Source organism: Streptomyces sp. SID5464, assembly GCF_009862985.1.
GTDB classification, from domain to species: domain Bacteria; phylum Actinomycetota; class Actinomycetes; order Streptomycetales; family Streptomycetaceae; genus Streptomyces; species Streptomyces chartreusis_D.
This window is the reverse complement of record NZ_WWIQ01000053.1, coordinates 51,849-75,291: the sequence shown is the minus strand read 5'-3', so window position 1 is coordinate 75,291 and position 23,443 is coordinate 51,849. Positions and strand designations below refer to the sequence as shown.

The 23,443-nt window shown below is 71.4% G+C and carries 19 protein-coding genes and 2 tRNA genes; 12 read left to right on the top strand and 9 right to left on the bottom strand.

Features of this window, described 5'->3' with window-relative positions; genetic code table 11:
* The coding region (locus GTY47_RS26020) for an ROK family protein (protein WP_029181753.1) at window positions 1–771 on the top strand (771 nt) is incomplete at its 5' end.
* Here the strand turns inward: GTY47_RS26020 and GTY47_RS26015 are convergent.
* On the bottom strand, window positions 729–1,532 hold the full coding sequence (locus GTY47_RS26015) for a TetR/AcrR family transcriptional regulator (protein WP_231911172.1): 804 nt from the start codon (window positions 1,530–1,532) through the stop codon (window positions 729–731). The genes GTY47_RS26020 and GTY47_RS26015 overlap by 43 nt on opposite strands.
* A 142-nt stretch (window positions 1,533–1,674) precedes the next feature.
* Between GTY47_RS26015 and GTY47_RS26010 the strand changes: the two genes are divergently transcribed.
* From GTY47_RS26010 to GTY47_RS25985, 6 genes are all read left to right on the top strand, one after another.
* A complete protein-coding gene (locus tag GTY47_RS26010; protein ID WP_010048000.1) occupies window positions 1,675–1,893 on the top strand; it encodes a hypothetical protein in 219 nt (72 codons plus the stop codon).
* Window positions 1,894–2,005: 112 nt separating this feature from the next.
* A complete protein-coding gene (locus tag GTY47_RS26005; RefSeq protein WP_029181752.1) occupies window positions 2,006–2,788 on the top strand; it encodes an LPXTG cell wall anchor domain-containing protein in 783 nt (260 codons plus the stop codon).
* A 174-nt stretch (window positions 2,789–2,962) separates the two neighbouring features.
* Complete coding sequence (locus tag GTY47_RS26000; protein ID WP_010047994.1) at window positions 2,963–3,742, top strand: HAD-IIA family hydrolase; 780 nt, start codon at window positions 2,963–2,965, stop codon at window positions 3,740–3,742.
* Between the two features lie 119 nt (window positions 3,743–3,861).
* Window positions 3,862–4,632, top strand: a complete 771-nt coding sequence (locus tag GTY47_RS25995) for a hypothetical protein (protein WP_010047993.1) — start codon at window positions 3,862–3,864, stop codon at window positions 4,630–4,632.
* 2 nt (window positions 4,633–4,634) lie between these two features.
* Complete coding sequence (locus GTY47_RS25990; protein WP_010047990.1) at window positions 4,635–5,312, top strand: class F sortase; 678 nt, start codon at window positions 4,635–4,637, stop codon at window positions 5,310–5,312.
* Between the two features lie 332 nt (window positions 5,313–5,644).
* A complete protein-coding gene (locus GTY47_RS25985; RefSeq protein WP_029181751.1) occupies window positions 5,645–6,679 on the top strand; it encodes a glycoside hydrolase family 6 protein in 1,035 nt (344 codons plus the stop codon).
* Here the strand turns inward: GTY47_RS25985 and GTY47_RS25980 are convergent.
* From GTY47_RS25980 to GTY47_RS25960, 5 genes are all read right to left on the bottom strand, one after another.
* Window positions 6,676–10,887, bottom strand: coding sequence for a trypsin-like peptidase domain-containing protein (locus GTY47_RS25980; RefSeq protein ID WP_010047984.1), 4,212 nt, complete (start codon window positions 10,885–10,887; stop codon window positions 6,676–6,678). The two genes, GTY47_RS25985 and GTY47_RS25980, sit on opposite strands and share 4 nt — an antisense overlap.
* A 168-nt stretch (window positions 10,888–11,055) precedes the next feature.
* On the bottom strand, window positions 11,056–12,996 hold the full coding sequence (locus tag GTY47_RS25975; RefSeq protein ID WP_010047982.1) for a kelch motif-containing protein: 1,941 nt from the start codon (window positions 12,994–12,996) through the stop codon (window positions 11,056–11,058).
* Window positions 12,993–14,999 (bottom strand): cellulose synthase catalytic subunit, encoded by a 2,007-nt coding sequence (locus tag GTY47_RS25970; protein ID WP_010047979.1) that lies wholly within the window; start codon window positions 14,997–14,999, stop codon window positions 12,993–12,995. The genes GTY47_RS25975 and GTY47_RS25970 overlap by 4 nt, the downstream gene beginning before the upstream one ends.
* 324 nt (window positions 15,000–15,323) lie before the next feature.
* The gene (locus tag GTY47_RS25965; RefSeq protein WP_010047977.1) at window positions 15,324–16,037 is read right to left on the bottom strand and encodes a FadR/GntR family transcriptional regulator; all 714 of its coding nucleotides are present in this window, start codon (window positions 16,035–16,037) and stop codon (window positions 15,324–15,326) included.
* Window positions 16,038–16,177: 140 nt separating this feature from the next.
* Window positions 16,178–16,251: transfer RNA gene (locus tag GTY47_RS25960), tRNA-Lys, on the bottom strand.
* A gap of 199 nt (window positions 16,252–16,450) precedes the next feature.
* Between GTY47_RS25960 and GTY47_RS25955 the strand changes: the two genes are divergently transcribed.
* The 5 genes from GTY47_RS25955 (at window position 16,451) to GTY47_RS25935 (ending at window position 21,827) form a co-directional block, all read left to right on the top strand.
* Window positions 16,451–17,641, top strand: a complete 1,191-nt coding sequence (locus tag GTY47_RS25955) for a peptidoglycan-binding protein (protein WP_010047976.1) — start codon at window positions 16,451–16,453, stop codon at window positions 17,639–17,641.
* Window positions 17,642–17,695: 54 nt separating this feature from the next.
* Window positions 17,696–18,817: an SPFH domain-containing protein gene (locus GTY47_RS25950; protein WP_010047975.1), complete on the top strand. Its 1,122-nt coding sequence runs from the start codon at window positions 17,696–17,698 to the stop codon at window positions 18,815–18,817.
* Window positions 18,818–18,918: 101 nt separating this feature from the next.
* Window positions 18,919–19,524 (top strand): lytic polysaccharide monooxygenase, encoded by a 606-nt coding sequence (locus GTY47_RS25945; protein ID WP_029181750.1) that lies wholly within the window; start codon window positions 18,919–18,921, stop codon window positions 19,522–19,524.
* Between the two features lie 100 nt (window positions 19,525–19,624).
* On the top strand, window positions 19,625–20,122 hold the full coding sequence (locus GTY47_RS25940; RefSeq protein WP_010047973.1) for a hypothetical protein: 498 nt from the start codon (window positions 19,625–19,627) through the stop codon (window positions 20,120–20,122).
* A gap of 40 nt (window positions 20,123–20,162) precedes the next feature.
* Window positions 20,163–21,827, top strand: a complete 1,665-nt coding sequence (locus GTY47_RS25935; RefSeq protein ID WP_010047972.1) for a long-chain-fatty-acid--CoA ligase — start codon at window positions 20,163–20,165, stop codon at window positions 21,825–21,827.
* Here GTY47_RS25935 and GTY47_RS25930 read toward each other — a convergent pair.
* The 3 genes from GTY47_RS25930 to GTY47_RS25920 all read right to left on the bottom strand — a co-directional run.
* A tRNA-Lys gene (locus GTY47_RS25930) sits at window positions 21,793–21,866 on the bottom strand. The two genes, GTY47_RS25935 and GTY47_RS25930, sit on opposite strands and share 35 nt — an antisense overlap.
* A gap of 122 nt (window positions 21,867–21,988) precedes the next feature.
* Entirely contained in the window at window positions 21,989–22,750 is a 762-nt protein-coding gene (locus GTY47_RS25925) for an IclR family transcriptional regulator C-terminal domain-containing protein (protein ID WP_010047970.1), read from the bottom strand.
* Window positions 22,751–22,949: 199 nt separating this feature from the next.
* Window positions 22,950–23,443 (bottom strand): amino acid ABC transporter ATP-binding protein (locus GTY47_RS25920; RefSeq protein ID WP_010047967.1); only part of this gene is annotated, 494 nt, incomplete at its 5' end.

Below are 23,443 nucleotides of genomic sequence, written 5' to 3'. Positions count from 1 at the left end.
GCGGGGGCCGGGCGGGCGGCGGTGGCGGAAGCCGGGCCGCAAGGGGCAGCGGGAGCCGGACCGGCAGGGGGGACGGAGGTGCTGCCCGCCGGGCCGCTCCTCGCCCATGCCGGTTCCCTGCTCGGGGTGGGTGTGGCGCTGCCCGGGCCGCTCGACCACGCCCGGGGTGTGCTGCACCGGGTGACCGGTTTCCCCGAGTGGGACGGCTTTCCGCTGCGGGAGGCCCTGGCGGAGCGGCTCGGAGTGCCGGTCGTCGTCGACAAGGACACCAACGCGGCGGCACTGGGCCTGGCGGCCGGGGGCCAGAGCGGCTCCTTCGCGTACCTGCACCTCGGGACGGGGCTGGGGGCCGGTCTGGTCATCGGGGGGAGCGTGCACCGGGGAGCCCGGACCGGGGCCGGGGAGTTCGGTCACCAGGTGATCCAGCTGGACGGCCCGCGGTGCACCTGCGGCGACCGGGGCTGCGTGGAGGCACTGTGCCTCGCAGCGGTGGCGCGCGGTGACGTCGAGGAGGCGGCGCGGGTGCTGGGAGCGGGCGCGGCGAACCTGGTGGGGCTGCTCGACATCGACGTCGTCCTGCTGGGCGGCAGGACGGTGGCCTCGGAGCCGGAGGCGTTCGTGCGGGGGGTCGGGGCGGTGCTGGGGGCGCGGGCGCGTCGGACGGGGGAGGAAGCCGTGCCCGTGCGGGTCGCGCCGGGTGGGGGGCGGGTCGTGGCGGTGGGGGCGGCTCAGTCGGTGCTGGGGCCGGTGTTCGGGCGGGGGGTCGGGTGAGGCGTGCCGGTGGTGTCCGGGAAGATCCGCCGCAGGTGGTACTCCAGCACCGTCCGTACGTCCGCGAGTGAGCGGCGGCCGTGCAGGACGTCCAGGCCCAGCCCGATCGCTCCCGACACCAGCAGGTCGGCCTCGTGCACACGGTCGATGCCCGACGCGGTGCTCCCCGCGGCCTCGCCCACCCCGATGATCTCCGCGACCAGCCGCTCCAGCGGCTGCTCGGCGGCCAGGAAGACCTCCGCGAGCACCGGATCGGTGAGGCTGCGCGCGTAGTACGCCGTGAACACGCGCAGGGCGAAGGCGCGTTGCTCGTCCAGCGGCAGGAACTCGTCCAGCACCGCCCGCAGCAGCGCGCAGGGCTCCGTCATGTCGTACGGGATCCGTCCCCGGGCCAGACGCTCGTTCTCCTCGTGCAGCAGCCGCAGCGCGTCGACCATCAGGGCGTGCTTGGAGTCGAAGTGGTACTGCACGACCCGCAGCGACACCCGGGCCTCCGCCGCGATCCTGCGCATGCTCGCCGCCTCCAGCCCCTGCTCGGCCGCGATACGCCACACCGCCTCGGCGATCCGGCGCCGCCGGCGTGCCCGGACGTCCGTCGGCCGGGGCGCGGGCGGAGTGCCCGGGGCGGGCAGCGGCTGCCGGCGCCGGCGGTACGCCCGGGCCTGGCAGCTCCGGGAGCAGTAGACGGGCGGGCGGCCTCGGCCCGGACGGCGCGTGGGCTTGCCGCACACCGGGCACGCCCGCTCCTTTTCGTCACGCACGCCTTCACGATAGCGCGCCGAGAAAGTGTGACGTAAAGCGGAAGTGATGGGCTATCAAGGGCCCGTGCTCCTCTGTGGATTGATACGTTCGTAACGCAACGTCACACCGCTCCTCACGTCTCGTCCCCCGGAAGGGAAGGCCATGAAGTACGACGTCCTCCAGGTTCTCGGCATGGTGATGCTGGTCGTGTGCGCCCAGGCACTCGTCCGGCTCCTCGTCGACAAGGGCGACCGGGGGCTGCTGGACGGGCTCCCCGGTGGTTTCCTCCCCACGCTGCTGGCCTACGCGGTCCTCACCGCCGCCGGTGTCCTCCTGACCGGCTGGGCCCACTCGCGCGCGAAGGCGCTGGGGCGCCGCTGAGGGATCCTCTCCGGTCGCCTCGGGATGTCCGCCGACCGGGCGGATCCGGGCCGCCGTTCGGGGGTGTTACCGGCGACGTCGGCTAGCCACCGGTTCCCTCCGGCAATGTCACATCTCCATGCGACTCTGCACGCCCGCTCACCTCTGCCTGGCGGCGGCAGCCGCCGTCCTGCTCACCGGGGCTCATCCGGCACACGCGGACGAGCCGGCGCCCGCCTGTGCCGCGCCGGACGACCACACCTTCCCGCTCACCACCCGCATCCACGGCGGACCCGACGCCTACACGGCCGGGGGCGGGTTCGGGACCTGGTACGTCGACCTGACCAACACCACCGACCGGCCGTGCACCGGCATCCACCCCGTCGTCGTGCTCGTCGACGACAAGCGGGCACTGGAGCCGTCGCAGCCCCGGCTGGAGTTCTTCGAGGGGGCGCGGGCGCACCCCGTGCGGTTCGAGAAGACGAGCGAGGACGAGCTCATCGGGGCGTTCGCCGACGATGAGGACCGCTTCGCCGGGTTCACCGTCGGGCCGGGGAAGACCATCTCGGTCAAGGTGCGGCTCGCGGTCACCTCGGACGCCGTGCCGAACGACGTCACCGTCAACGCCGCCGTGGTGCAGCGGCACGACGACGACGGCGACTGGGTGGGGCAGTCGAACGACTACCGCTTCGGGATCGACCGTGCCGGGCCGATCGACGGGGGCGACGAGCCGGAGGCCGACGGTGGCACCGACTCCCACCCCGACTCCGAGGCGTCCGTCCCGCCCCGGGAGGACCGCTTCCCGTTCGCCGAGGAACTCGCCAGCACGGGAACCGGCGGCCGGCTCGCCGCGGCTGCCGCGACGGTGCTGCTCGCCGGGGGCGGTGTACTGCTCCTCGCCCGCCGGCGCCGCTGAGGCGGCAGGCGCAGCCGAGGCGGCAGACGCGACCGAGGCGGCGGACCCGACCGAGGCGTCCCGCCTGTCGGGACGCCGTGAGCGGGCCATTCCCCAAGATCCGGCCACTGTCTAGGCTGGGGCTGCCTGGCACCAAGGCGGACGCTGGCACGCGTACGGCAGGAGATCCCGCACATGGCAGACCGCAAGCCCATCGAGTCGTGGCTCACCGACATGGACGGTGTACTCATCCACGAGGGCGTACCGATCCCCGGCGCCGACGCCTTCCTCAAGAAGCTGCGCGAGTCCGGGAAGCCCTTCCTGGTCCTCACCAACAACTCGATGTACACCCCGCGCGACCTGCACGCCCGGCTGCGCCGCATGGGCCTGGACGTGCCGATCGAGAGCATCTGGACCTCGGCCCTGGCCACCGCCCAGTTCCTGGACGACCAGCGGCCGGGCGGATCGGCGTACGTCATCGGCGAGGCCGGCCTGACCACCGCGCTGCACGACATCGGCTACATCCTGACCGACCACGAGCCGGACTACGTCGTCCTCGGCGAGACCCGCACGTACTCCTTCGAGGCCATGACGAAGGCGGTGCGGCTCATCCTCGGCGGCGCCCGTTTCATCTGCACCAACCCCGACGAGACGGGCCCGTCCACCGAGGGCCCGCTGCCCGCGACCGGCGCGGTGGCCGCGCTGATCACCCAGGCGACCGGCAAGAAGCCGTACTTCGCGGGCAAGCCGAACCCGCTGATGATGCGGACCGGGCTGAACGCCATCGGGGCGCACTCCGAGAGCAGCGCGATGATCGGCGACCGCATGGACACGGACGTACTGGCGGGCATGGAGGCCGGGATGCAGACGTTCCTGGTGCTCACCGGCCTGACCCGGCCCGAGCAGGTCGAGGACTTCCCGTACCGGCCGTCGCAGGTCGTCGACTCCATCGCGGACCTCGTCGACCGGGTCTGAGCCGGGAGGCAGCGGGCCGGAGCCCAAACCCGTCGCCACCCGTACGGAGCAGTGGCCGCGTCCCTGAGGATGCGGTGGCCCACCGTGCGGGGGAGGCTCCAGGCGTCTGGAGGTTCACGATGGGTTCCCTGAGAGTCACTGTCTGTACGAGCGTCCTGGTCGCGGCCGCCCTCACCCCGGCGGCGTACGCGGTGGACGCGGGGGACGTCTCGGTGACCCCGGCGACCCCCGCGCCCGGCAGTGACGTCACGCTCCGCGTGACCGACTGTGCGGAGAGGACGGCCGTCGCCCGCTCGGCGGCGTTCGTCGCGGACGCGCGGCTCACCGTCAGCGACGGTGAACTCGTCGGCGAGAGCCGCGTCCGCTCCACGCTCGACGCGGGGACGTACGCCGTGAAGGTCGCCTGCGGGGACGCCGAACGGACCGGCACGTTCACCGTCCGGGAACGAGTGGGCGAGGGGTGGCGGCAGTCGGCTTCCGGGACGGACGAGCGTCAGTCCGTGTCCGGGACCGGCGGGCAGCCGCCCGCACCCGGGACGGTCGGACAGCCGCCGGCACCCGGCACCGCGGGGCGGCCCCCCGCGCCCGGGACCGTCGGGCGGCAACCCGTGCCGGAGGGCGGTGGGCAGTCGTCCGCGCCCGGCGAGGACGGGCAGCGGTCCGAGCCCGGGGGCGATGGGCGGCAGCCCGCCTCCCGGCGGCCCGGCGCGCACGCCTCGCCCGTGGCCCCGGTGCAGGCGGGCGGCGGCGGCGCGGCGGACCGCGTCGCCGCCGAGGACCGGGGGGCCGGTCCCGGTACGGCACAGGGGGTGACGGGTCTGGTCCTCGCGGGCGTGGCCGCGGTGGTCGTCGCACTGGGCGGTGTCCGCCGGAGCCGTGGAACGGACTGACCATGTCCGAACAGGACCGGATCAAGGGCCGCTCCCCGGGCACCGGCCGCCTGCTGGCCGGCGTGGCCTGGGTGGCGCTGCTGCTCGGGCTGTGGCTGTGGGGCCGCGAGGTGACCGACGTACGGCACGGCATTTCCGCTCCCACCACGGGTGACATGGCGGCGGCCGGACGGCCCCCGGACGTGAAACTGCCGCCCGAGCACCGCCCGTTGGGCGACGCACTGCCCCAGCGCGTCGACATCCCCGGGCTCGGGGTGCAGGCGCCCGTGGTCGCGCGGGGCCTGGACGCGCGCGGCGCGCTCGATCCGCCGCCGTACGACCAGCCGGGCGTGGTCGGCTGGTACGCGGGCGGTGTGGCACCCGGGGCACCGGGGACCGCGCTGATGGTCGGTCACGTCGACACCGACACCCGGCCCGCCGTCTTCTACAAGGTCAGTGCCATGCGGCCGGGCCAGACGATCCGGGTGTTCCGGGCCGACGCCAAGGTCGCCGAGTTCACCGTCGAGTCGGTCCAGGTCCTCACCCGCGACGGCTTCGACGCCCACCAGGCCTACGGGCCCCGCGAGTCGGGCCGTGCCGAGCTGCGGCTGGTCACCTGCGGCGGCAGCTTCGACCGTACGACCCGCAGCTACACGGCGAACGTGGTGGTGTCGGCGTACCTGACGGGAACCGGCCTCTAGACGCCGGGCGCCCACCCAACCCGGTCGACGACCCGCTCCCCCTGAAGTCGCCGACCGGGCCGGTCCTCGACCGCGCGCGCACGGGCTGCGGGAGTGACCCGGCGAGCTGCGCGGGAGGCCACGGGAGCCACGGTGGGTGAAACTCTGGCCGGAGGCCGGGCCCTGCTGAGAAGACTCTAGAACCAAAGGGCCGCCCGGGCCTAGAGGTTGAATAACGCCAAGTCCCGATACGGTGGCTCTGCGTCATCGGTGCAGGTGGCCTCGGCCTCGTGGGTGTCGAGGGACGTATGTCAGGATTGAGACTTGGAACGGTGCACCCAAGGGGGAGTTGGATGTACGGCAGCAGGGGGGCAGGGGCGTCCGCCGGGAGGCGGATGTCCGCAGTGGTGCTGGGGGCGGCACTGCTGATCACGGGGTGTTCGTCCGACGGGGGGGACGGATCGGAGCCGGGCGCCGACGCGGGCGCCGGGATCACACAGCAGCCCAAGGACACCGCCCCGTTCTGGGTCAACCCGCAGGGCACGGCGGCTCAGCAGGTCGCCGCCCTGGAGAAGGCCGGCAAGAAGCAGGACGCGGAGCACATCCGCAAGATCGCCGAGCAGCCGGTCGCCGAGTGGGTCGGCCCGGACGACCCCGAGGCGCAGACCCGGGGCTTCACCGAGGCCGCCGACAAGGCCGGCCGTACGGCACTGCTCGTCCTCTACAACATCCCGCACCGCGACTGCGGCCAGTACTCGCAGGGCGGCGCCGCCGACGGCAACGCCTACCGCGAGTGGCTCGACGGCGTGGCGGCGGGCATCGGCGACCGCTCCGCCACGGTCATCCTCGAACCGGACGCGCTGCTGCACCTGGTGGACGGCTGCACCCCGGAACAGTTCCACGAGGAGCGCTACGACCTCCTCAAGGGCGCGGTCACGAAGCTGAAGTCCCTGAAGAACACGAAGGTGTACCTGGACGCGGGCAACGCCGGCTGGCAGAACCCCGACCAGATCTTCGAGCCGCTGAAGCGGGCCGGCATCGAGCAGGCCGACGGCTTCTCCGTCAACGTCTCCAACTTCTATTCCACCGACGACTCCATCGCCTACGGCAAGCAGCTCTCCGCCAAGGTCGGAGGCAAGCACTTCGTCATCGACACCAGCCGCAACGGCAAGGGCCCCTACACCCAGGGCAGCCCGGACGAACGCTGGTGCAACCCGCCGGGCCGCGCGCTGGGCGAGACGCCGACGACCAAGACGGCGGACCCGCTGGTCGACGCGTACCTGTGGGTGAAGCGGCCGGGCGAGTCGGACGGCGAGTGCAAGGGCGGGCCGAAGGCGGGCCAGTGGTGGGCGGATTATGCGCTGAAGCTGGCGAAGGCGAGTTCCTAGAAGCCGGGGCAGACGTCCTCGACCTGGTCGGGGTCTACGGCCAGTTCCTTCTCCGCCTCGGTCAGCTCCCGTTGTGCCAGGGTGCACAGCCGGTCCATCCAGCGTTCGGGTTCGAGGGGGATCACCGGGGTGCGGGAGCCGTCGACGATCGTGAGCGACTTGCCGTCGGTGCTCGGGGAGAGGACCGAGCCGTAGCCCACGTGGTAGCGGTAGGTGTCCTGGCGCTCGCCGATGTCCCAGACGACTTGTTCACCGGCGGCGGTGGTCGTGTGGAGCAGGCGGTCGCCCAGGAAGCGGCCGAGGTAGTAGACGCCGCTGGTGGTGAGAGTCGGCAGGTCTCGCTTCTTCTCGACGTCCCACAGCTGTACTCGGCCGCCCGCGTACTGCACGGCGAGGATTCTGCCGTCGGGGGAAAGGGCCAGTGACCGGACCGACCGGTGCTCCTCCTCCCTATCGATCCACCTCTTGAACTCACCGGTGGTGAAGTCCCAGACGCCGATCTCGGCCACCGTCCGCACCACCGCCTGCGGTTTCCCCGGTATGGCGGTGGCGAAGGTGCCGGCCGCCTCGTTGGCGAGCTGGGCGCGGTCCTGGACGGGCGGCCGGAAGATCTCGCCGTCCGGTTTGCCCGTGTCGAGATTCCAGCGGGAGACGTAGGACAGTCCCGAGATGACGGCGTGGTCGTCGTCGGAGAAGCTCAGGTTGATCCAGGACGGGACCAGCCCCGTGGTGGGGTCCGGGCCGGACGCCGTGATGCCGTCGGGTGCGGGCAGTTCGAGGACGTGCTCCTCTGTGAGGGCAGAGCCGTCGATGCGCCAGACCAGCACGGTGCGCTGGTCCTCGGCGATGGTCAGCATCCGCCGTCCGTCCGGGCTGAAGGCCGCGTACATACGGGCCAGCGGCCGGGACGGTCGCGCCGTCGCCAGGAGACGGTGGTCGGCCAGGTTCCACAACTGCAGTCCCGTGCCCTGGGAGTCGACGACCGCCATCCTGCCGCTCGGCCCGTCCGGTGTGCGGATGCGGTTGAGCAGGGCGTTGGTGTCGAAGGACGTGGGCGGCTTGACGCGTACGGTGACGATGCTGCCGCCGACTCCGACGACGGCGCGCAGGTCGTTGGGCGGGCCGGCCAGGGCGACCGGGGGAGCGAAACCACGGCCGGTGATGTTCTGGTCCTCCGGAGCGGCGGCGGGGGTGTCGAACGTGGCCGGCCAGCCCTTCTCCAGGTCGAGGACGAGGAACCGCATCCGGCCCAGGTCGGTGCCGATGCGCCCGGTGGGATTGATCAGGTAGCGGCCCGTCGCGTCGAGCCGGGGCGTGTAGAGCGGGCACAGCCCCTGGAAGCTGCTGTTGCTCCAGCTCTGGAAGCGCCGCGGGCTGGTGCCCAGCCGCCATGCTTCGAGTGCGCCCTGCTCGGTGCAGGTGACGAGGACGCGCCCGTTGCCGCTGACCGTCGCGGAGGCGGTTGCGCGCTCGTCCCATGGGCGGTGCAGCGAACCCCGGTCAAGGTCCCAGGAGACCAGCCGGCCCCGTACGTCGTCCGCTTCCGCTCCGGAGGGCACGATCCGCGCCACGACCGTGTCGTCCGTGGCGAACCAGGCCTGTGCCGCGTCCCAGCCGCGCGGCGGGACGAGGGTGCGGCCGGTGCGGCGGCCGTCGTCGGCGTTCCACACGAGCACGCCCTCGCGGGGGATCGCGGCGAGGATCCGCTTCCTGTCCCCGTCGAAGCGCAGGTCGTTGGGCGCGCGCGGGTTCTTCTTCACAGCCTCGCCCTCGCGCAGGGCGATGGTCCGGAACTTGTCGGAGTCGGAGGAAGTCGGTACGCCGAGGGAGATCAGACCCCAGTTGCTCGCCCGGGCCGCCCTCCGCCCGTCGGCCGATACGGCGATCCGCTCAGTATCCTGCCGTTTCGAGAAAAGGTGTGGTTTAGGCGTCTTCTTCCCTCGTAGGTCCAGCCGCACATAGTCACCGTTGCCCAGCACGGCATACACGAACGACCCGTCGTCCGTGAGCGCAACGTCCTCGACGTCGTTACGCCCCTCCATCACCACCCGCTCCACGTCCTGCAACCGCAGATACTGCGCGAGCAGCGCCGAGCGGGCGTCCGGCCGGGCCTCGGCCCGATACGCCCCGACCGCATACAGCGAGGAGGCGGTCAAGGACGTCCCGTCCAGACTCGCGGCCTGCTGCGCCAACCGGTCCGAAGCCAACCGCCGCTGCTCCCTCAGCAGATTGAGATACAGCACGGACACCACCGTCGCGGCCACGACGGCCAGGACCGTGACCACCGCCCACAGCATCCGCAGGTACCGCTTCCGGCGCTCGGACCGCGCGGCCTCGCGTTCCTTACGGTCCCGCAGCCCGACACTCGCCCGGATGAACTCGCGGTCCTCCTCCGTCAGTTCGGCACACCGCTCGGCAAGCATTCGCTCCGCCACCGACAGTGCCGGATCCTCCAGCAACAGCCCGTCCGGCCGCCCTGCCCGCCACCACCGGGCCCGGTCGTAGCGCAGTTCGCCACGCCAGGTGAGGAACGTACGGTCGGTCTCCAGCTGCTTCGCGAGTGGCTGCCAGTGCTCGATGAGGGCCTCGTGGGCCAGCTCGACCGTCTCTCCGCGGTCGGGGTCCGCGCCCAGGACGAGGACCCGGGCCTCGGCGAGCTCGCGGGCGATGGCCCACTGCTCCTCACCCGCGTCGCGGCGGGCGAGCCGGGCGCGCAGGGCCGTGCCGCTGCCGGGCGGGACCTGGATCAGCGCGCGGAGCAGCCCGGCCGCGGCATCCGGCGCCGCGCCCCGCAACGCCCGCTTCCACGCGGAGGTCGCCCTGCTGCTCAGCACGCCGCCCAGGCCGCCGAGTTCGCGGTAGGTGTCGAGGCGGAGCCGGCCGCCGACCTGCCGGTCCCACAGGGTGGTCAGGACGAAGCCGAGCAGGGGCAGGGCGCCGGGGCGGCCCGCCGCGTCCTCGATGAGCCGGTCGGCCAGTCCGCTGTCGTACTCCACGCCGGGGAAGGCCCGCAACGGCAGCCGGACCACCTCGGTGAGCTGCTCGCGGGTCATCAGGCCCAGCTGGTGCGCGGGCGCCCCGCCGACCAGGCGAGACAGCTCCGGGTGGCGCAGGGCGGCGTCCTGGAAGTCGGTCCGCAGGGCCACCAGGACCGCCACTCCGGGGTGACGGCCGGCGTCGAGGAGGGCGTCCACCAGGGCGCGCAGCTCCTCCTCGGGGCGCAGCAGCAGCGCCTCGGCCTGGTCGACGGCCAGCACGAGTCCGCGAGACGACCGGTGGTCCCGCAGGGCCTGTCCGACCGAGGCGGCGTCCGGCAGGCCGCCTTCCGCGCGCAGGGTGACGACCTCCACGTCCCGCTCCTTCAGGCGGGGCAGCACGCCGGCCATGAGGAGGGAGGACTTGCCGGAGCCGGAGGGGCCGGTCAGGGTCACGCAGCCCTCGGGCGCTGATCCGTGCGGGCAGAGCAGGTCGACGACCGCGGTGACGTCCTCGTCCCGGCCGAAGAAGTGCGCGCTGTGCTCCTCGGTGTACGGGCGCAGGCCCGGGAAGGGGGAGGAGGGCGCGAGCAGTTCGGCCAGGTCCGGGAGTTCGTCGAGGATCGTGCGGGTCGGGATGCAGAAGCTCTGGCCCCGGTGCGCCGGTGAGATCGAGGCGACGATGCCGACCACGGCACCGAGGTCCTCGTCCCACACGGCGGAGCCGCTGAAGCCGGGCTGGATGGGGTCCGACTGTCCGTCGAGCGGCGACATCTGGAGCCGGCCGGTGCCGGTCCGGCCGCGCAGCCGGGCGGTGTGCCAGCCGCCGCCGGTGTCGTCCCTCGGCAGTCCGAAAGCGATGGCTCTGTGGTCCCAGACGTCCCGGGGCGCCACCATCAGGACCGGCCGGGCCTCCCGCAGCGGGCGGGACAGGGACAGCACGGCGACGTCCCCGGTGCCGTTCGCGCGTACGGGCACCCAGTCGCGGACGACGGCGTCCGCCGGCTCGCCCTCGCGAAGGACCAGGCGGACACCGAGGGGGCCGTCGGGGCGCTCCTCCTGACGGGCCGGCCGCCCCGAGGCCTCCAGGACGACATGGGCGCAGGTCAGCACCAGAGTGGGCGCGATGAGCACCCCCAGGCCGCCGATGTGCCCGTCCGTGCCCGTGACCTGGACGGTCGCGGCGGCCAGGACCTCCTCGGCCACCGGGTCCGACGTGGTCGACTCGGTCATCTCCCGTTTCCCCCGCCACCGTTGACCACACGTTGCCGATCTCGTACCGAGAGCACACCAGAGCGCGTGCACACGTCAAGCACGTTTCCCGACAACGCCCTTCCGACGGGGAAACGAAAGGGGCGCCCTCCACACCGGAGGGCGCCCCAAAAGCCGATCGGCCGACCGCTACGGCACCTTGACCCACTGCGCCTTGCTCGGCGTGCCTCGGTCGTCCGTCACGAACAGCATGTACCAGCCCGCCTGGACCAGGTTCCGGTTCTCCGGCACGGTCACCGTCAGCTTGTCGCCGGACGCCTTGAAGTCCAGCGCGATCGACCGCTGGTCGACGTCCGTGACGTGCGTGGCCGCGCTCGGGCGGATCAGCCGGACCTTCTTGACCTTGGCCGCGTCAGACGAGGTGAACGTACCGGTCCCGCCACGCTCGATGGTCTGCGGCCCGCCCGACAGCGAGGGCTGGTCCCCGTCGCCGTAGAGGTACGGCGGCGTGTAGATCTCGATGCGCTGCTCGAACTCGCCCGGCTTGGTGTTGGCCTTGTCGCCGTACAGCGAGTCCGAGCCGAAGAACATCACACGGCCGTCGGGCAGCAGGATCGACCCGGAGTGGTAGTTGCGGCCCACCAGCGGGTCGGCGACCCGACGGAGCTCGTTCTTCTCCGTGTCGTAGAGCCGCGCCTCGAAGATGTTGGAGTCGCCGCGCCCCCGGTAGTCCTCCGAGCCGCCGGAGATCAGCACGCTGTCGTCCGGCAGGATCGAGGCGTTCGGGTAGCGCGTGCCCTTGTCCAGGGACGGGCCGTCCACGAAGCGCGGGTTGTCGGCCTTCAGGTCGACGATCCGGGTCTTCTCGCTGGACTCCTTGGACTCGCCGACGCCACCGCCGCCGATCACCATGTACTTCTCGTCCTGCGCGGGCGGCAGCAGCACCGTGCCCGACGTCTCCATCAGCGTGGGGTCGCTCAGGCCGGGGATCTTCGTGAACTTGTTGGTGTCCACGTCCCACACGCCAGGCTCACGGCCCACGTCGTCCGGCCCGTAGCCCGCGTTGGAACCCGAGTAGAAGACCTTGCCGTTCTGCATGAGGAACAGCGCCGGGTAGGTCGGGAACTGCCGGACCTTGCCCGTGTAGCTCCACTTCTTGGTCTTCGGGTCGAAGACCTCGTTCTTGCCGGGGACGAGCTGGCCGATGTCGTCGAGGCCGGAGACGCTGAGGATCTTCCCGTCGCTCAGGGTGGTGAGCGTCGGGTACCAGCGGGCCTCCTTCATCGGGTCGACCTTGATGTACTTCTCGGCGACGGGATCGAACTCGAAGGCGTCCCGGATCCCCTGGAAGTCCTTCTTGTCGAGGGCGAGCTTCTGCGCGATGCCGTAGGTGTTCTTGGCGTCGGCGCCCTTCAGGCCGTGCACGCGGTAGTTGTCCTGCGTGCCCGTCTCGTACTTCTGGCCCCGCTTCTGCGCCTCGACGTAGATCCGGCCGAGACCGGGGTCGTTGCGCAGGAACTTGCCGGTCGCCTTGTCGAAGACCTTCTTCGCGCGGGGCACGAGCACCGGGTCCTTCGAGACGAAGGTCTTGCCGTTCTGCTTGCCCGTGAACCTGGTGCCCGCGGGCAGCGTGATCGGCTTGTCCGGGTTCTCGTTGTGGACGATCATCAGGCCGCCGGCCTTGGTGACGTCACCCTTGAGCTTCTCGTACCGCTTGGTGCCGCCCGCGATCAGCAGGTTGCCGTTGGCGAGCTGGGTGTGGCCGGTACAGAACAGGTCGGCGGGCGTCGGGACCTTCTTGATGGTGCCCTTGACCGGGTCCCAGATGCGCGTGTCGAACTTCTTCGCGTCGAAGTTGTCCTGGTTGTTGCCCGACCCCGCGACGAGCAGCACCTTGCCGGTGCGCAGCAGCGCCGCGTGGATCGTGTTCTGCCGGTACTCCTCGGGAAACTCGATGATCTCCCACTTGCCGTTCGCGGCCTTGTACTCCGGCTTGTTGATTGTGTACTGGTGGTATTTCTCGGTGCTGAAGCGGTAGAGCCACGGCCCGTTCATCCCGGCCAGCGCGAGTACCACCGCCGTGCCGATCGCGAGTCGACGGGCCCGGCGGCGGCCTGCACGGTCGTTCATTCCTTACGTCCCCCAAGTCCACCAAGGGCGATCTGCATGGTCTGGTCGGTTCCCCCGACCTCCCCGTTTGAGCCAGGGGTGGCGGCCCAACTGGGCTTGTGCTGCGGGGCGTGCGCCGCCGACGGCTGCTGCGGGATGGGCAGCGGCTGCGTCCGGTGCGGGCCCGCAGGGTCCTGCGGCTGTTCCACGGCGGGAGCGGCGGGCTTCTTCGCGTCCTGCCGCAGCTGCCAGCGCCAGGCGAAGACCGGCGAGGCGGTGATCAGCAGCGCGAACGTAGCCCAGATGATCATCGCGGGGTGCGAGTGGCCGAAGACGAAGCCGGCCGCGATCGACGCACCGAAGATCGCGACGAAGTACCAGTGGTAGCGGAACGTCCCGAACCAGCGGTCCGGGCTCGCCGAGTCGCCCTTGGGCGTGACCACGAACTTGCTCTTGCGCCGCAGCACGGAGTCGATCAGCGCCTTCGCGTACAGCGGCGCCGACAGCGCGGACATCACCATGCCGGCCACACCGCCGGAGCCCTCCGGCTCGTGCGGCGAGACGTTGTGCCGGCGGTTCCAGACGTACAGGCCGATCTGCAGCGCGGAGGCGTTGCCGTAGAGCATCAGCCAGACCGCCGGGTCGATGTTCACACCCGAGGCGCCCAGGCCCAGGAACAGGCAGCAGCTCAGCGCCGCCAGGATCCAGTTCAGGGCCGACATCGGATAGAAGATGATCATCATCGTGTAGTTGAAGAGCTTGCTCGGCGGCAGCGAGTACCAGCCCTTCCAGTACTGCTTGAGGATCGTCTCGTACGTCCCTCGCGACCAGCGCATCTGCTGGGTGAAGAAGTCCGTCCAGGCGCTGGGGCCCTCACCGACCGCCAGCACGTCCGGCGTGTAGACCGAGCGCCACTTGCGGCCCGTCGCCGGGTTCTTGTGGCGGTGCATCTCGAAGCCGGTCGCCATGTCCTCGGTGATCGAGTCGTACAGACCGCCGATCTGCTTCAGTGCCTTGATGCGCACGGCGTTGGAGGTGCCGACGAACATCGGGGAGCCGTAGCGGTTGCCCGCGCGCTGGATCAGCGCGTGGAACAGGAACTGCTGCGACTCGGCGGCCTTGGTGATGGGGTTGTCGTAGTTGCCGTAGACCTGCGGGCCGATGACGAAGCCGACGTCCGGGTCGCGGAAGAAGCCCAGCATCCGCTCCAGGTAGTTGGGCAGCGGCACGTGGTCGGTGTCGACCGAGGCGAAGAAGTCGTAGTCGTCGCCGTGCGCCTCCAGCCAGGCGTTGTAGTTGCCGTGCTTGGTCTTGGCGCGGTGCGGGCCCTTGGCCTGGTTCCACTTGGCGACGCCCTTGCGGGAGAAGTGGTGCACGCCGAGGCGCTCGCAGACCGCCTTCACCTCGGGGTCGTCGCCCTCGTCGAGCAGCCACACGTGCATCAGGCCCCGGTGGCGGATCCTGACGGCCGCCTCCAGGGTCTTCGTCACCATCTCCAGCGGCTCCTTGCCGGGCACGAAGGAGGTGAGGAAGGCCACTCTGGTGCCGGTCTCGGGGACCACCGGGATCGGGTCGCGGGCGACCAGCGTGGCGTGCGCGTTCGACACCACGTTCATGCAGCGGAAGAACTCGATCAGACCGATCGCGACCAGCATCACGATGTCGAGCGCGGGCAGCCAGTCGAAGGCCGGGTAGTCGCGCTCGGTCCAGTGCTCGGGCTGGAGCAGCCACACCAGCAGCACCAGGGACAGCACCGGCGCCGCGGCCAGCATCAGCGCGACTCTCAGCCGGTGCGGTTCCTGCGAGATCAGCGACCGGTACTGCACTCTGTACGGCTTGGTCCGATCAGGCTGGGTGAGGGGACCGGCGAGCCGGCTGTAGTGCTCGTAGTCGTATCGCGGCAGCGTCTTCTTGATCCGCCGGAATGTCCCCGTGGTGCTCATCCGATGCGCCGGCACCCTGAGCTGGGTGGTCTGGGACGGGTCGTGGTCCTGCTGTCGGGCGCCCGTCGGCCTCGACGTCATGAGTCATCCCCCCACACGCGGACACCGCGTGTTTCGTCGCTTCCTTCCGTCTGCGAGAGGTCCCCCTCGACCTTCACAGACGTATCAGTGGTGGGTCGCTGTCACCACGTCATCCACACCTTATAGACACGGCAACGCGACCTTCCGGTTGCATGATGCCCCCCTCGGCATCGCTTCACGAACGGGGCCCCTACTCCCGCCCAGCCCGCAACCGGCTCCGAATCCCCCCAACTGCCGCGAAACCGCAGCATCTTGAAAAACCAGAAAACCAGGGTTCTACGGCGTTCATCATGATCGCAAGATGCGAAACGCGGTGTTTACCGGTCATACGCGTTCATTGTGGTGGGTGTGGGGACCCTGTGGAGTCGTTGTGGACAGGCGGGCGCGGATGTTCCCGAAGTGCTCTCTTATGGCATCCTCCGCCCGCATCGAGTCGCCGGACCGGACCGCGTCGAGGATCTCCCGGTGCTGCCGGCAGGTCACCTTCGGGTCCTGCGGCTCGCCGCCGAGGTCGGTGCGGACCCGGTGGAAGGCGTCCCAGAACGCCTCCAGGACCTCGCTCAGCAGCACGTTGTCCAGCCCTCGGTAGAGGGTGGCGTGGAAGGCCCGGTCGGTCTCGGCGAGACCGGCTCCGCGCGCGGCCTGCTCTTCCATACGGTCGACGAGCCCGTCCAGTTCAACGAGGTCCGCTCGAGGTATCCGCCCGGCGAGCCGGGAGACCAGCCCGGTCTCCACCGCCTCCCGCAGTTCCAGCAGCTGGAGCAGGGAGTCCTCGCCCCGGTAGTGCCCGGCGACCGTGCGGAAGGCGAGGCCCTCGATCATCGGGGCCAGGGACATCGGGCCGACGTAGGTGCCGAAGCCGTGCCGGATCTCCACGATGCCCATGGCCTGGAGCGCCTTCAGCGCCTCCCGCACCGAGTTCCGGCTCGCGCCGAGGTACTCCATCAGCTCGGGCTCGGTCGGCAGCGGGGCCCCGGAGGCCAGCCGGCGGTCGATGATGAGCTTCTTGATCCGCTCCTGGAGGTCACGCGCTGCCATGGCGAGAGGGTATCCGGCCAATCGCGCGGTGGGCCGGGTTCCGGCCACAAGGAGGGAGGGCCCTCGGGGACACAAGCTCAGGGACACAAGCTCGGGGATACAAGAAGGCCCCCCGCTTCCGCGAGGGGCCTTCCGGTCGGTGCGCCGCCAGGGACTCGAACCCCGGACCCGCTGATTAAGAGTCAGCTGCTCTAACCAACTGAGCTAGCGGCGCGCGCTGACGACGTAACTCTACAGGACGCCGGGAGGTGCTCCGGACCACCGGGCGCGGCCCCGGGAAGGCTCCCGTACCGCGCCGAGTACATCATTCGGACCGTCAGCATGCGCGTGTGGATGACAGTTGAGAAACTGACGACGCGCGCCCGGACGGGTACGGGCTCGGCATTTTCCGTCGGAAGTGTGAGGGGAATCGCATGCAGTCTCCGGTATTCGAGGAATTCGACCCCGCGAGCGACTGCGACTGCCCCGGATGCGTCCACTGGCGCCGCGTCCTGCCGCATTCCTGGCGCGGCAGCGCCACCGCCCACCCGGCCGCACACCGCGCCCTCGCCCTGGCCGCCGCGGCCTCGGCGGCGCTCGGCGCGGGTCACGCCGTACCGGCCGCGGCCGCCCCGCACGCACCCCACCGACCCGGCGTTTCCGCAGATGACGAGCCCGGCACCCCCCAGGGCCGCACGGCCCCGCTGTACGGCCCCGGCGGCCGTACCGCGACGCCCTCCGTCCCTCTCAAGCCCACCGCCATCACCCGTACGGAGATCATCAACCGGGCCAAGACCTGGGTCGCCGCGAAGGTCCCGTACAGCATGAACGCGTACTGGTCCGACGGTTACCGGCAGGACTGCTCGGGCTATGTCTCGATGGCCTGGAAGCTGCCCGGAAACGAATGGACGGGCAACCTCGCCCAATACGGGGAGCGGATTTCCAAGGAGGAACTCCAGCCGGGCGACATCCTGCTCTTCCACAACAGGTCCGACCCGGAGAGCGGCTCGCACGTCGTCATTTTCGGCGGCTGGACTAACGCCGCGCACACCTACTACACCGCCTATGAGCAGACCCGCCCGCACACCCGCCGGCGAACCACCCCGTACGCCTACTGGAACGACTCCGACCGGTACGTCCCCTACCGGTACAAGGGCGTCACCTCGGAGGAGCCGGCGACGGAACCGGGGACCGCACCCGGCAAGGAACCGGTCAGCGGGACACCGGGCGCACCGGCCGCCGCACTCCGCCCGGAAGCGGCGTATTTCAGCCCCGGCGCGCACCGCCCGTACGTCACGCTGCTCGGCCGGATCCTCGTCGCGCGCGGGGCCGGCGGCAAGGGCGTGGAGGCCGGGGCGGTCGGGCCGCCGCCCTCCTCCCACGGTGTCCCCGGCTACCCGGGGCGGGCGATGTTCCGGCCCGGCGCCAGCAACCCCTACGTCACCCAGCTGGGAAGGCAGCTCGTGCGGAAGGGGTTCGGCGGGTTCTACCCGGCCGGGCCGGGGCCGCGCTGGGGCGAGGCGGACCGGCGCGCCGTCGAGGCCTTCCAGCGCACCCAGGGCTGGCGGGGCGGCGCGGCCGACGGCTACCCGGGCCCGGAGACCTGGCGGCGGCTCTTCTCGTAGGCCCCCGGCCCTATCACCGTTGTGACGCATCTGGCGCGGAGGCTGGAGGCACTCATGAGTACGACCACTCCCCACACGTCCGAACCCGACGGGCCGGCCGACGGGCCGGCCAGACCCGCCCGGCTCATCCAGAACGAGTCCACCACCGAGATCCCCGTCCACCTGCTGTTCCGCGACGACCCCGACCCGGCGCCGGTACCGCTGAAGCCGGCGGTCGTCGCCCGCCGGCAGGGCACGGGGGAGCAGCCGCGCCTCCGACGCCCGGCGGCCGTGGCGCCGCGCCCGGTGCCGCAGGTCGATCCCGACCTGGTGGAGCGGCCCGCCCGGGTGCTGCCCGGGGCGGTGGGTGTGCTGGCCGGGGTGTGCGGGGCGGCAGGGTGCGTGGCCACCTCCTGGTGGGCCGGGCTGCTGCCGCCGCTCGCGCTGGAGGCACTGCGGCTGCCCGCGCACGCCGGGGCCGGTCTCGGTCCCGCGCAGTGGGCGGCGTACGCGGGAGCCGGGGCGCTCGGGCTGTTCGGCTTCGGCGGGCTGGCCCGGGGCCGGACCGGGCGGGCCTCGGTGCTCGGGCTGTTCGGCCGCTACCGGGGGACCGTCCGGCGCTCCGGCTTGCTGTGGGTCAACCCGCTGCTGCTGCGCCGCCGGGTGGACGTACGGCTGCGGCACTGGCGCAGCGAGCCGGTGCCGGCCGCCGACGCGAGCGGGGCGGCGCTGCGGGTGGTCGTCCAGGTGGTGTGGCGGGTGCGGGACACCGCGCGGGCCACGCTGGGCGTCGAGGACCACGAGACGTATCTGCGCGAGTGCGTCGAGGCGGCCCTGGTCCGGGTGCCGGTGGAGATGCCCGGCGGGACCAAGGGCTCCACGGACGCGGCGGCCGAGGCGCTGACCCGGCTGGTGGCGGCCGACGCGGCGCCGGTCGGCCTGGAGGTGTTCTCCGTGCAGCCGCTCCGGGTGGAGTACGCACCCGAGGTCGCCGCGGCGATGCACCGCCGCCGCATCGCCGCGCTGGACGCCCAGCACCGGGCGAGCGTGCTCACCTCGGTCGTGGACTCGGTGGAGGACACGGTGACCCGGCTGACCATGCGGGGGCTGGTCGAACTCGACGACTACGAGCGGAAGGTGCTGGTGAGGGACCTGACGGTGGCGTTCTGCGCGGGCCGGGGAGAAACGGCTCCGTGATTGGTATGGACATGTTCAACCAACGCCCATACTCTCAGACTTGGTCTAGACCTACCTGCACAGCTCAGTGAACCTCCCCCACGTTCTCCAGGAGCGGCAGCATGCGCAGAAGGACCAAGTTGTCCGCAGCCGCGGTGGGACTGGCCACGACCGGAGCCCTCGTACTCTCCTCCGGCGGCGCCAGCGGCCACGGCTACACCGACCTCCCCGTCAGCCGGCAGAAGCTCTGCCAGAACGGCACCGTGACCAACTGCGGTCCGATCCAGTGGGAACCGCAGAGCGTCGAGGGCCCGAAGGGCTTCCCGGCCTCCGGTCCGGCCGACGGACAGATATGCAACGCCGGACTCGGCCAGTTCAGCCAGCTCAGCGCACCGCGGACACCGTCCGGCGGGGCCTGGCCCACCACCCGGGTGACGGGCGGCCAGACCTACACGTTCCGCTGGCAGTTCACGGCCATGCACGCCACGACCGACTTCAAGTACTACATCACCAAGCCGGGCTGGAACCAGAACCACAACCTGGCCCGGTCCGACCTCAACCTCACGCCGTTCTTCACGGTGCCGTACAACGGCCAGCGACCGCCGTCGACGCTCTCCCACAGCGGCAGGCTGCCGTCCGGTCTGAGCGGCCATCACGTCATCCTCGCGGTGTGGACGATCGCCGACACGGGAAACGCGTTCTACGCGTGCTCGGACGTCACCTTCTGAACCTTCTGAGGTTCCCTTGAGTCACCGGTGCGGCCGGTGTGGGTAGGTTCCCCCCACGCCGGCCGATCGGGGCCGGCGCATCGACCTCGGGGGATGCGCGATGGACGTGATCTTCTACGTCGTGCCCGGCCTGATCATGGTCGTGGCGGTCTTCATGGCCTACCGGGTCGTGCGGCGCTGGCTCCAGATCCGGGGCGCCTGGAACAGCGGGCTGACGGCCGAGGGCCGGTGCCTGCGCGCGTACGCGACGGTGAGCGGCGGGCACGGTGACACGTCCGTGCGGACCGCGCTCCGTCACGTGTACGAGTTCATCACGCGCGACGGCCGGGTCATCCGGTTCGAGGAGGAGGGCGGCCCGGGGACGATCGCCGAGGGCGACTACGTCACCGTGTACTACACCGACGGCCGCCAGGTCGTGGCGACGGCCCAGGCGCCGAGCCGGGTGCGGCAGGCGATGACCGCCGTCGGCCTGCTGGCTTTCCTCGGCGTGATCGTCGTGTTCTGCGCCGGTTTCGTCGCGGCGTACAGCCAGATCATCGGCCCGTACGGCGACATCGTCTTCAGCGTCGACGACAGCGGGACGTCCGTGGTGCCCTGAGTCTCCACATCTGACGGCCTGTCAATTACCGTGCGCGTCCATGGACTCCAGGGCGAGCACGGTGGCGGAACTCATCGCCGCCCGGTGGGGCGACCACCGGCCGGGACTGTGGTGCGAGGATCGGGCGCTGACCCACCACGAGGTGGCGGCGGGCGCCGCGGCCCGGGCGGCACTGCTCGCCGATGTGCTTCCCCCGGACGCCGAACCCCACATCGGGGTGCTCCTCGACAACACCCCCGAGTTCCCCCTGTGGCTGGGCGCGGCGGCCCTGGCCAGGGCGGCGGTCGCCGGCGTCAATCCCACCCGCAGGGGCGCCGAGCTCGCCCGCGACATCCTGCACACCGAGTGCCGCCTCCTGGTCACCGAGCGGGCGCACCTGTCACTGCTCAAGGACCTGGAGCTGCCCGGCCTGCGCCTCCTGGTGACGGACGAGACCGGCTACGCGGATGCCCTCGCCCCCTACGCGGACGCCCAGCCGGACGCCTCCAGCGCCACCCCGCACGACCGCTTCCTCCTCTACTTCACCTCCGGCTCGACCGGCGCGCCCAAGGCCGCACTCTGCTCCCAGGGCCGCCTGGCGGCCGCCGGACGCTCGCTGGCCGGCCAGTTCTCCCTGGGCACGGAGGACGTGCACTACCTCTGCATGCCGATGTTCCACGGCAACGCGGTGATCGCGGGCTGGGCACCCGCGCTGGTGACGGGGGCGGGCGTGGCACTGCGCCGGCGCTTCTCGGCGTCCCGCTTCCTGCCGGACGTACGCCGTCACGGGGCGACCTACTTCACCTACGTCGGCCGGGCGGTCCAGTACGTCCTGGCCACCGAGCCGCGCCCCGACGACCGCGACAACCCGCTCCGGCTGGGTTTCGGCACGGAGGCCGGCGCGGTGGACGCGGCGGCCTTCGAGCGGCGGTTCGGGGTGCGGCTGGTGGAGGGGTACGGCTCGTCGGAGGGCGGGGCGGCGGTGCAGTGGTCGCCGGGGACACCGCCGGGCGCGGTCGGCCGGGCGGCACCCGGGCTCGTCGTCCTCGACCCGGAGAGTCGCGCCCAGTGCCCGCCGGCCCGCTTCGACGCGACGGGGCGGCTGCTCAACGGGGACGAGGCGATCGGCGAACTGGTCAACCAGGGGCCCAGCCCCTTCGAGGGCTACTGGCGCAATACGGCGGCGGAGCGGGAGCGGCGCAGGGACGGCTGGTACTGGACGGGCGACCTGTTCTACCGGGATGCCGACGGCTACCTCTACTTCGCCGGCCGCACCGACGACCGCCTCCGCGTCGACGGGGAGAACCTGGCCGCGGCGATGATCGAGAACATCCTCGCCCGGTACGAGGGGGCCGACGCCGTCGCGGTGTACGCGGTGCCGGACCCGGTGACCGGGGACCAGGTGATGGCGACGATCGCCGGGACCTTCGATCCGGAGGCGTTCGCGCGGTTCCTGCTCGCCCAACCCGACCTGGGGACGAAGATGGCGCCCCGGTTCGTGCGGGTGGCGGGGCGGATGCCGGTGACGGCCACGAACAAGATCCATCGGGCGGCGTTGCGGAAGGAGGGCCTGCGCTGCGCGGATCCGGTGTGGTGGAGGCCGCCGGGGGAGCGCGCGTACCGCCTGCTGACCAGGGAGGATCTCGAACACGCCGAAGGGCCTCCCGCTCCCACGAGAGGCCCTTCACCGGTGCGCCGCCAGGGACTCGAACCCCGGACCCGCTGATTAAGAGTCAGCTGCTCTAACCAACTGAGCTAGCGGCGCATGACTCCCGCCGACCGCGTTCGCATCGCGTTCTCGCGGCTGGCGACGGGAAAAATAATACCTGGTCCCGAGGGGTGCTTCGGACCACGCCCCGAGGCCGCATCCGACCACCCGGCGCGGCCCTAGATCGCCATGGACAGCAGGACCGGTGCCGCGTTGCGGTTGAGGGTGTCCGCGGCCTGGCGGAGCCGGTGGGCGTGCTCGACCGGGAGGGACAGGGCCAGGCAGCCCACGGAGGAACCGGCCGTGACGGGGACGGCCGCGCAGACCGTGCCGACCGCGTACTCCTGGAGGTCCAGGACCGGCACGGTGGGCGGCTGGGACTCCAGCCGGGAGAGCAGCAGCCGGTCGCTGGTGATGGTGCGCGAGGTGAGGCGGGCCATCTTGTGCCGGGCGAGGTGGTCGCGGCGGCCGGCGTGGTCGAGCTGGGTGAGCAGGCTCTTGCCGATCGCGGTGGCGTGGGCCGAGGAGCGGAAGTCGACCCACTCGTTGACCTTGGGCGTGGCCGGGCTGTCGGCGTACTGGGTGACGCTGATCTCGCCGTCGACGTACCGGCTCATGTAGACGGCGGCGCCGACCGAGTCGCGCAGCCGGTCGAGGGTGTGCTGGAGCTTGTCGCGCAGGGCCTGCTCGCGGTGCTGGGCGGAGCCGAGGCGGGCCAGCGTCTCGCCCGTGACGTACGCGCCGTCGGCGATCTGCTCGACGTAGCCCTCACGGCGCAGCATGCGCAGCAGCGCGGTCAGCCGCCCCGGTCCGATGCCGGTGTGCCGGGCGAGGTCGGTGTCGGTGACTCCGGTGGAGATCCGCGCCACGGTCTCCAGGACACGCAGCGCTTCCTGGGCCGAGTGGTACGGGGTGGTCGGCGGCTCGTGCTTCAGCGCCACGGTGGTCTCCCCCTGCGCTTGCTGTTGGGCCGTGGATCCGGACAGCGAATCCCCTCCACGATAACCGGCAACGGATCTGAGGAGAGCGGGGGTTGACAAGATTCCCGGGCCCCCGGACTGGGGCATCGACCCTCTGGCATATGCCAGAGGCATGCCCCAGTCATCGGGCCCGGACGTTCCGCCTGGTCACGCGTTGTAGTCAGAGCACCGCGCTGAGGAACTCCCGCGTGCGGTCCTGCTCCGGCTCGCTGAAGATCTTCTCCGGCGGGCCCGACTCGATGACCCGGCCCGAGTCGAACATCAGTACCTGGTCGGAGATGTCCCGGGCGAAGTTCATCTCGTGCGTCACGCAGAGCATCGTGATGTCCGTGGAACGGGCGATGTCCCGCAGCACGTCGAGGACGCCCGCGACCAGCTCCGGGTCGAGCGCGGAGGTCACCTCGTCCAGGAGCAGCACCTGCGGTCGCATCGCCAGCGCCCGGGCGATCGCCACCCGCTGCTGCTGCCCGCCGGACAGCTGCGCCGGGTGCTTGTCGAGGTGGTCGGTCAGCCCGACCAGCTCCAGCAGCTCGCGCGCCCGCTCCTCGGCGGCGTCCTTCGACATGCCGAGGACCGTGACCGGGGCCTCGGTGATGTTGCGCAGGACCGTCATGTTCGGGAACAGGTTGAACTGCTGGAAGACCATCCCGATCT

Bases quoted from the DNA above. Each gene is read 5' to 3' on its own strand.
- GTY47_RS26010 (WP_010048000.1), top strand. From the start codon at position 1,675: ATGAAGTACGACGTCCTCCAGGTTCTCGGCATGGTGATGCTGGTCGTG.
- GTY47_RS26000 (WP_010047994.1), top strand. From the start codon at position 2,963: ATGGCAGACCGCAAGCCCATCGAGTCGTGGCTCACCGACATGGACGGT.
- GTY47_RS25995 (WP_010047993.1), top strand. From the start codon at position 3,862: ATGGGTTCCCTGAGAGTCACTGTCTGTACGAGCGTCCTGGTCGCGGCC.
- GTY47_RS25990 (WP_010047990.1), top strand. From the start codon at position 4,635: ATGTCCGAACAGGACCGGATCAAGGGCCGCTCCCCGGGCACCGGCCGC.
- GTY47_RS25985 (WP_029181751.1), top strand. From the start codon at position 5,645: ATGTACGGCAGCAGGGGGGCAGGGGCGTCCGCCGGGAGGCGGATGTCC.
- GTY47_RS25980 (WP_010047984.1), bottom strand. From the start codon at position 10,887: ATGACCGAGTCGACCACGTCGGACCCGGTGGCCGAGGAGGTCCTGGCC.
- GTY47_RS25975 (WP_010047982.1), bottom strand. From the start codon at position 12,996: ATGAACGACCGTGCAGGCCGCCGCCGGGCCCGTCGACTCGCGATCGGC.
- GTY47_RS25970 (WP_010047979.1), bottom strand. From the start codon at position 14,999: ATGACGTCGAGGCCGACGGGCGCCCGACAGCAGGACCACGACCCGTCC.
- GTY47_RS25965 (WP_010047977.1), bottom strand. From the start codon at position 16,037: ATGGCAGCGCGTGACCTCCAGGAGCGGATCAAGAAGCTCATCATCGAC.
- GTY47_RS25955 (WP_010047976.1), top strand. From the start codon at position 16,451: ATGCAGTCTCCGGTATTCGAGGAATTCGACCCCGCGAGCGACTGCGAC.
- GTY47_RS25950 (WP_010047975.1), top strand. From the start codon at position 17,696: ATGAGTACGACCACTCCCCACACGTCCGAACCCGACGGGCCGGCCGAC.
- GTY47_RS25945 (WP_029181750.1), top strand. From the start codon at position 18,919: ATGCGCAGAAGGACCAAGTTGTCCGCAGCCGCGGTGGGACTGGCCACG.
- GTY47_RS25940 (WP_010047973.1), top strand. From the start codon at position 19,625: ATGGACGTGATCTTCTACGTCGTGCCCGGCCTGATCATGGTCGTGGCG.
- GTY47_RS25935 (WP_010047972.1), top strand. From the start codon at position 20,163: ATGGACTCCAGGGCGAGCACGGTGGCGGAACTCATCGCCGCCCGGTGG.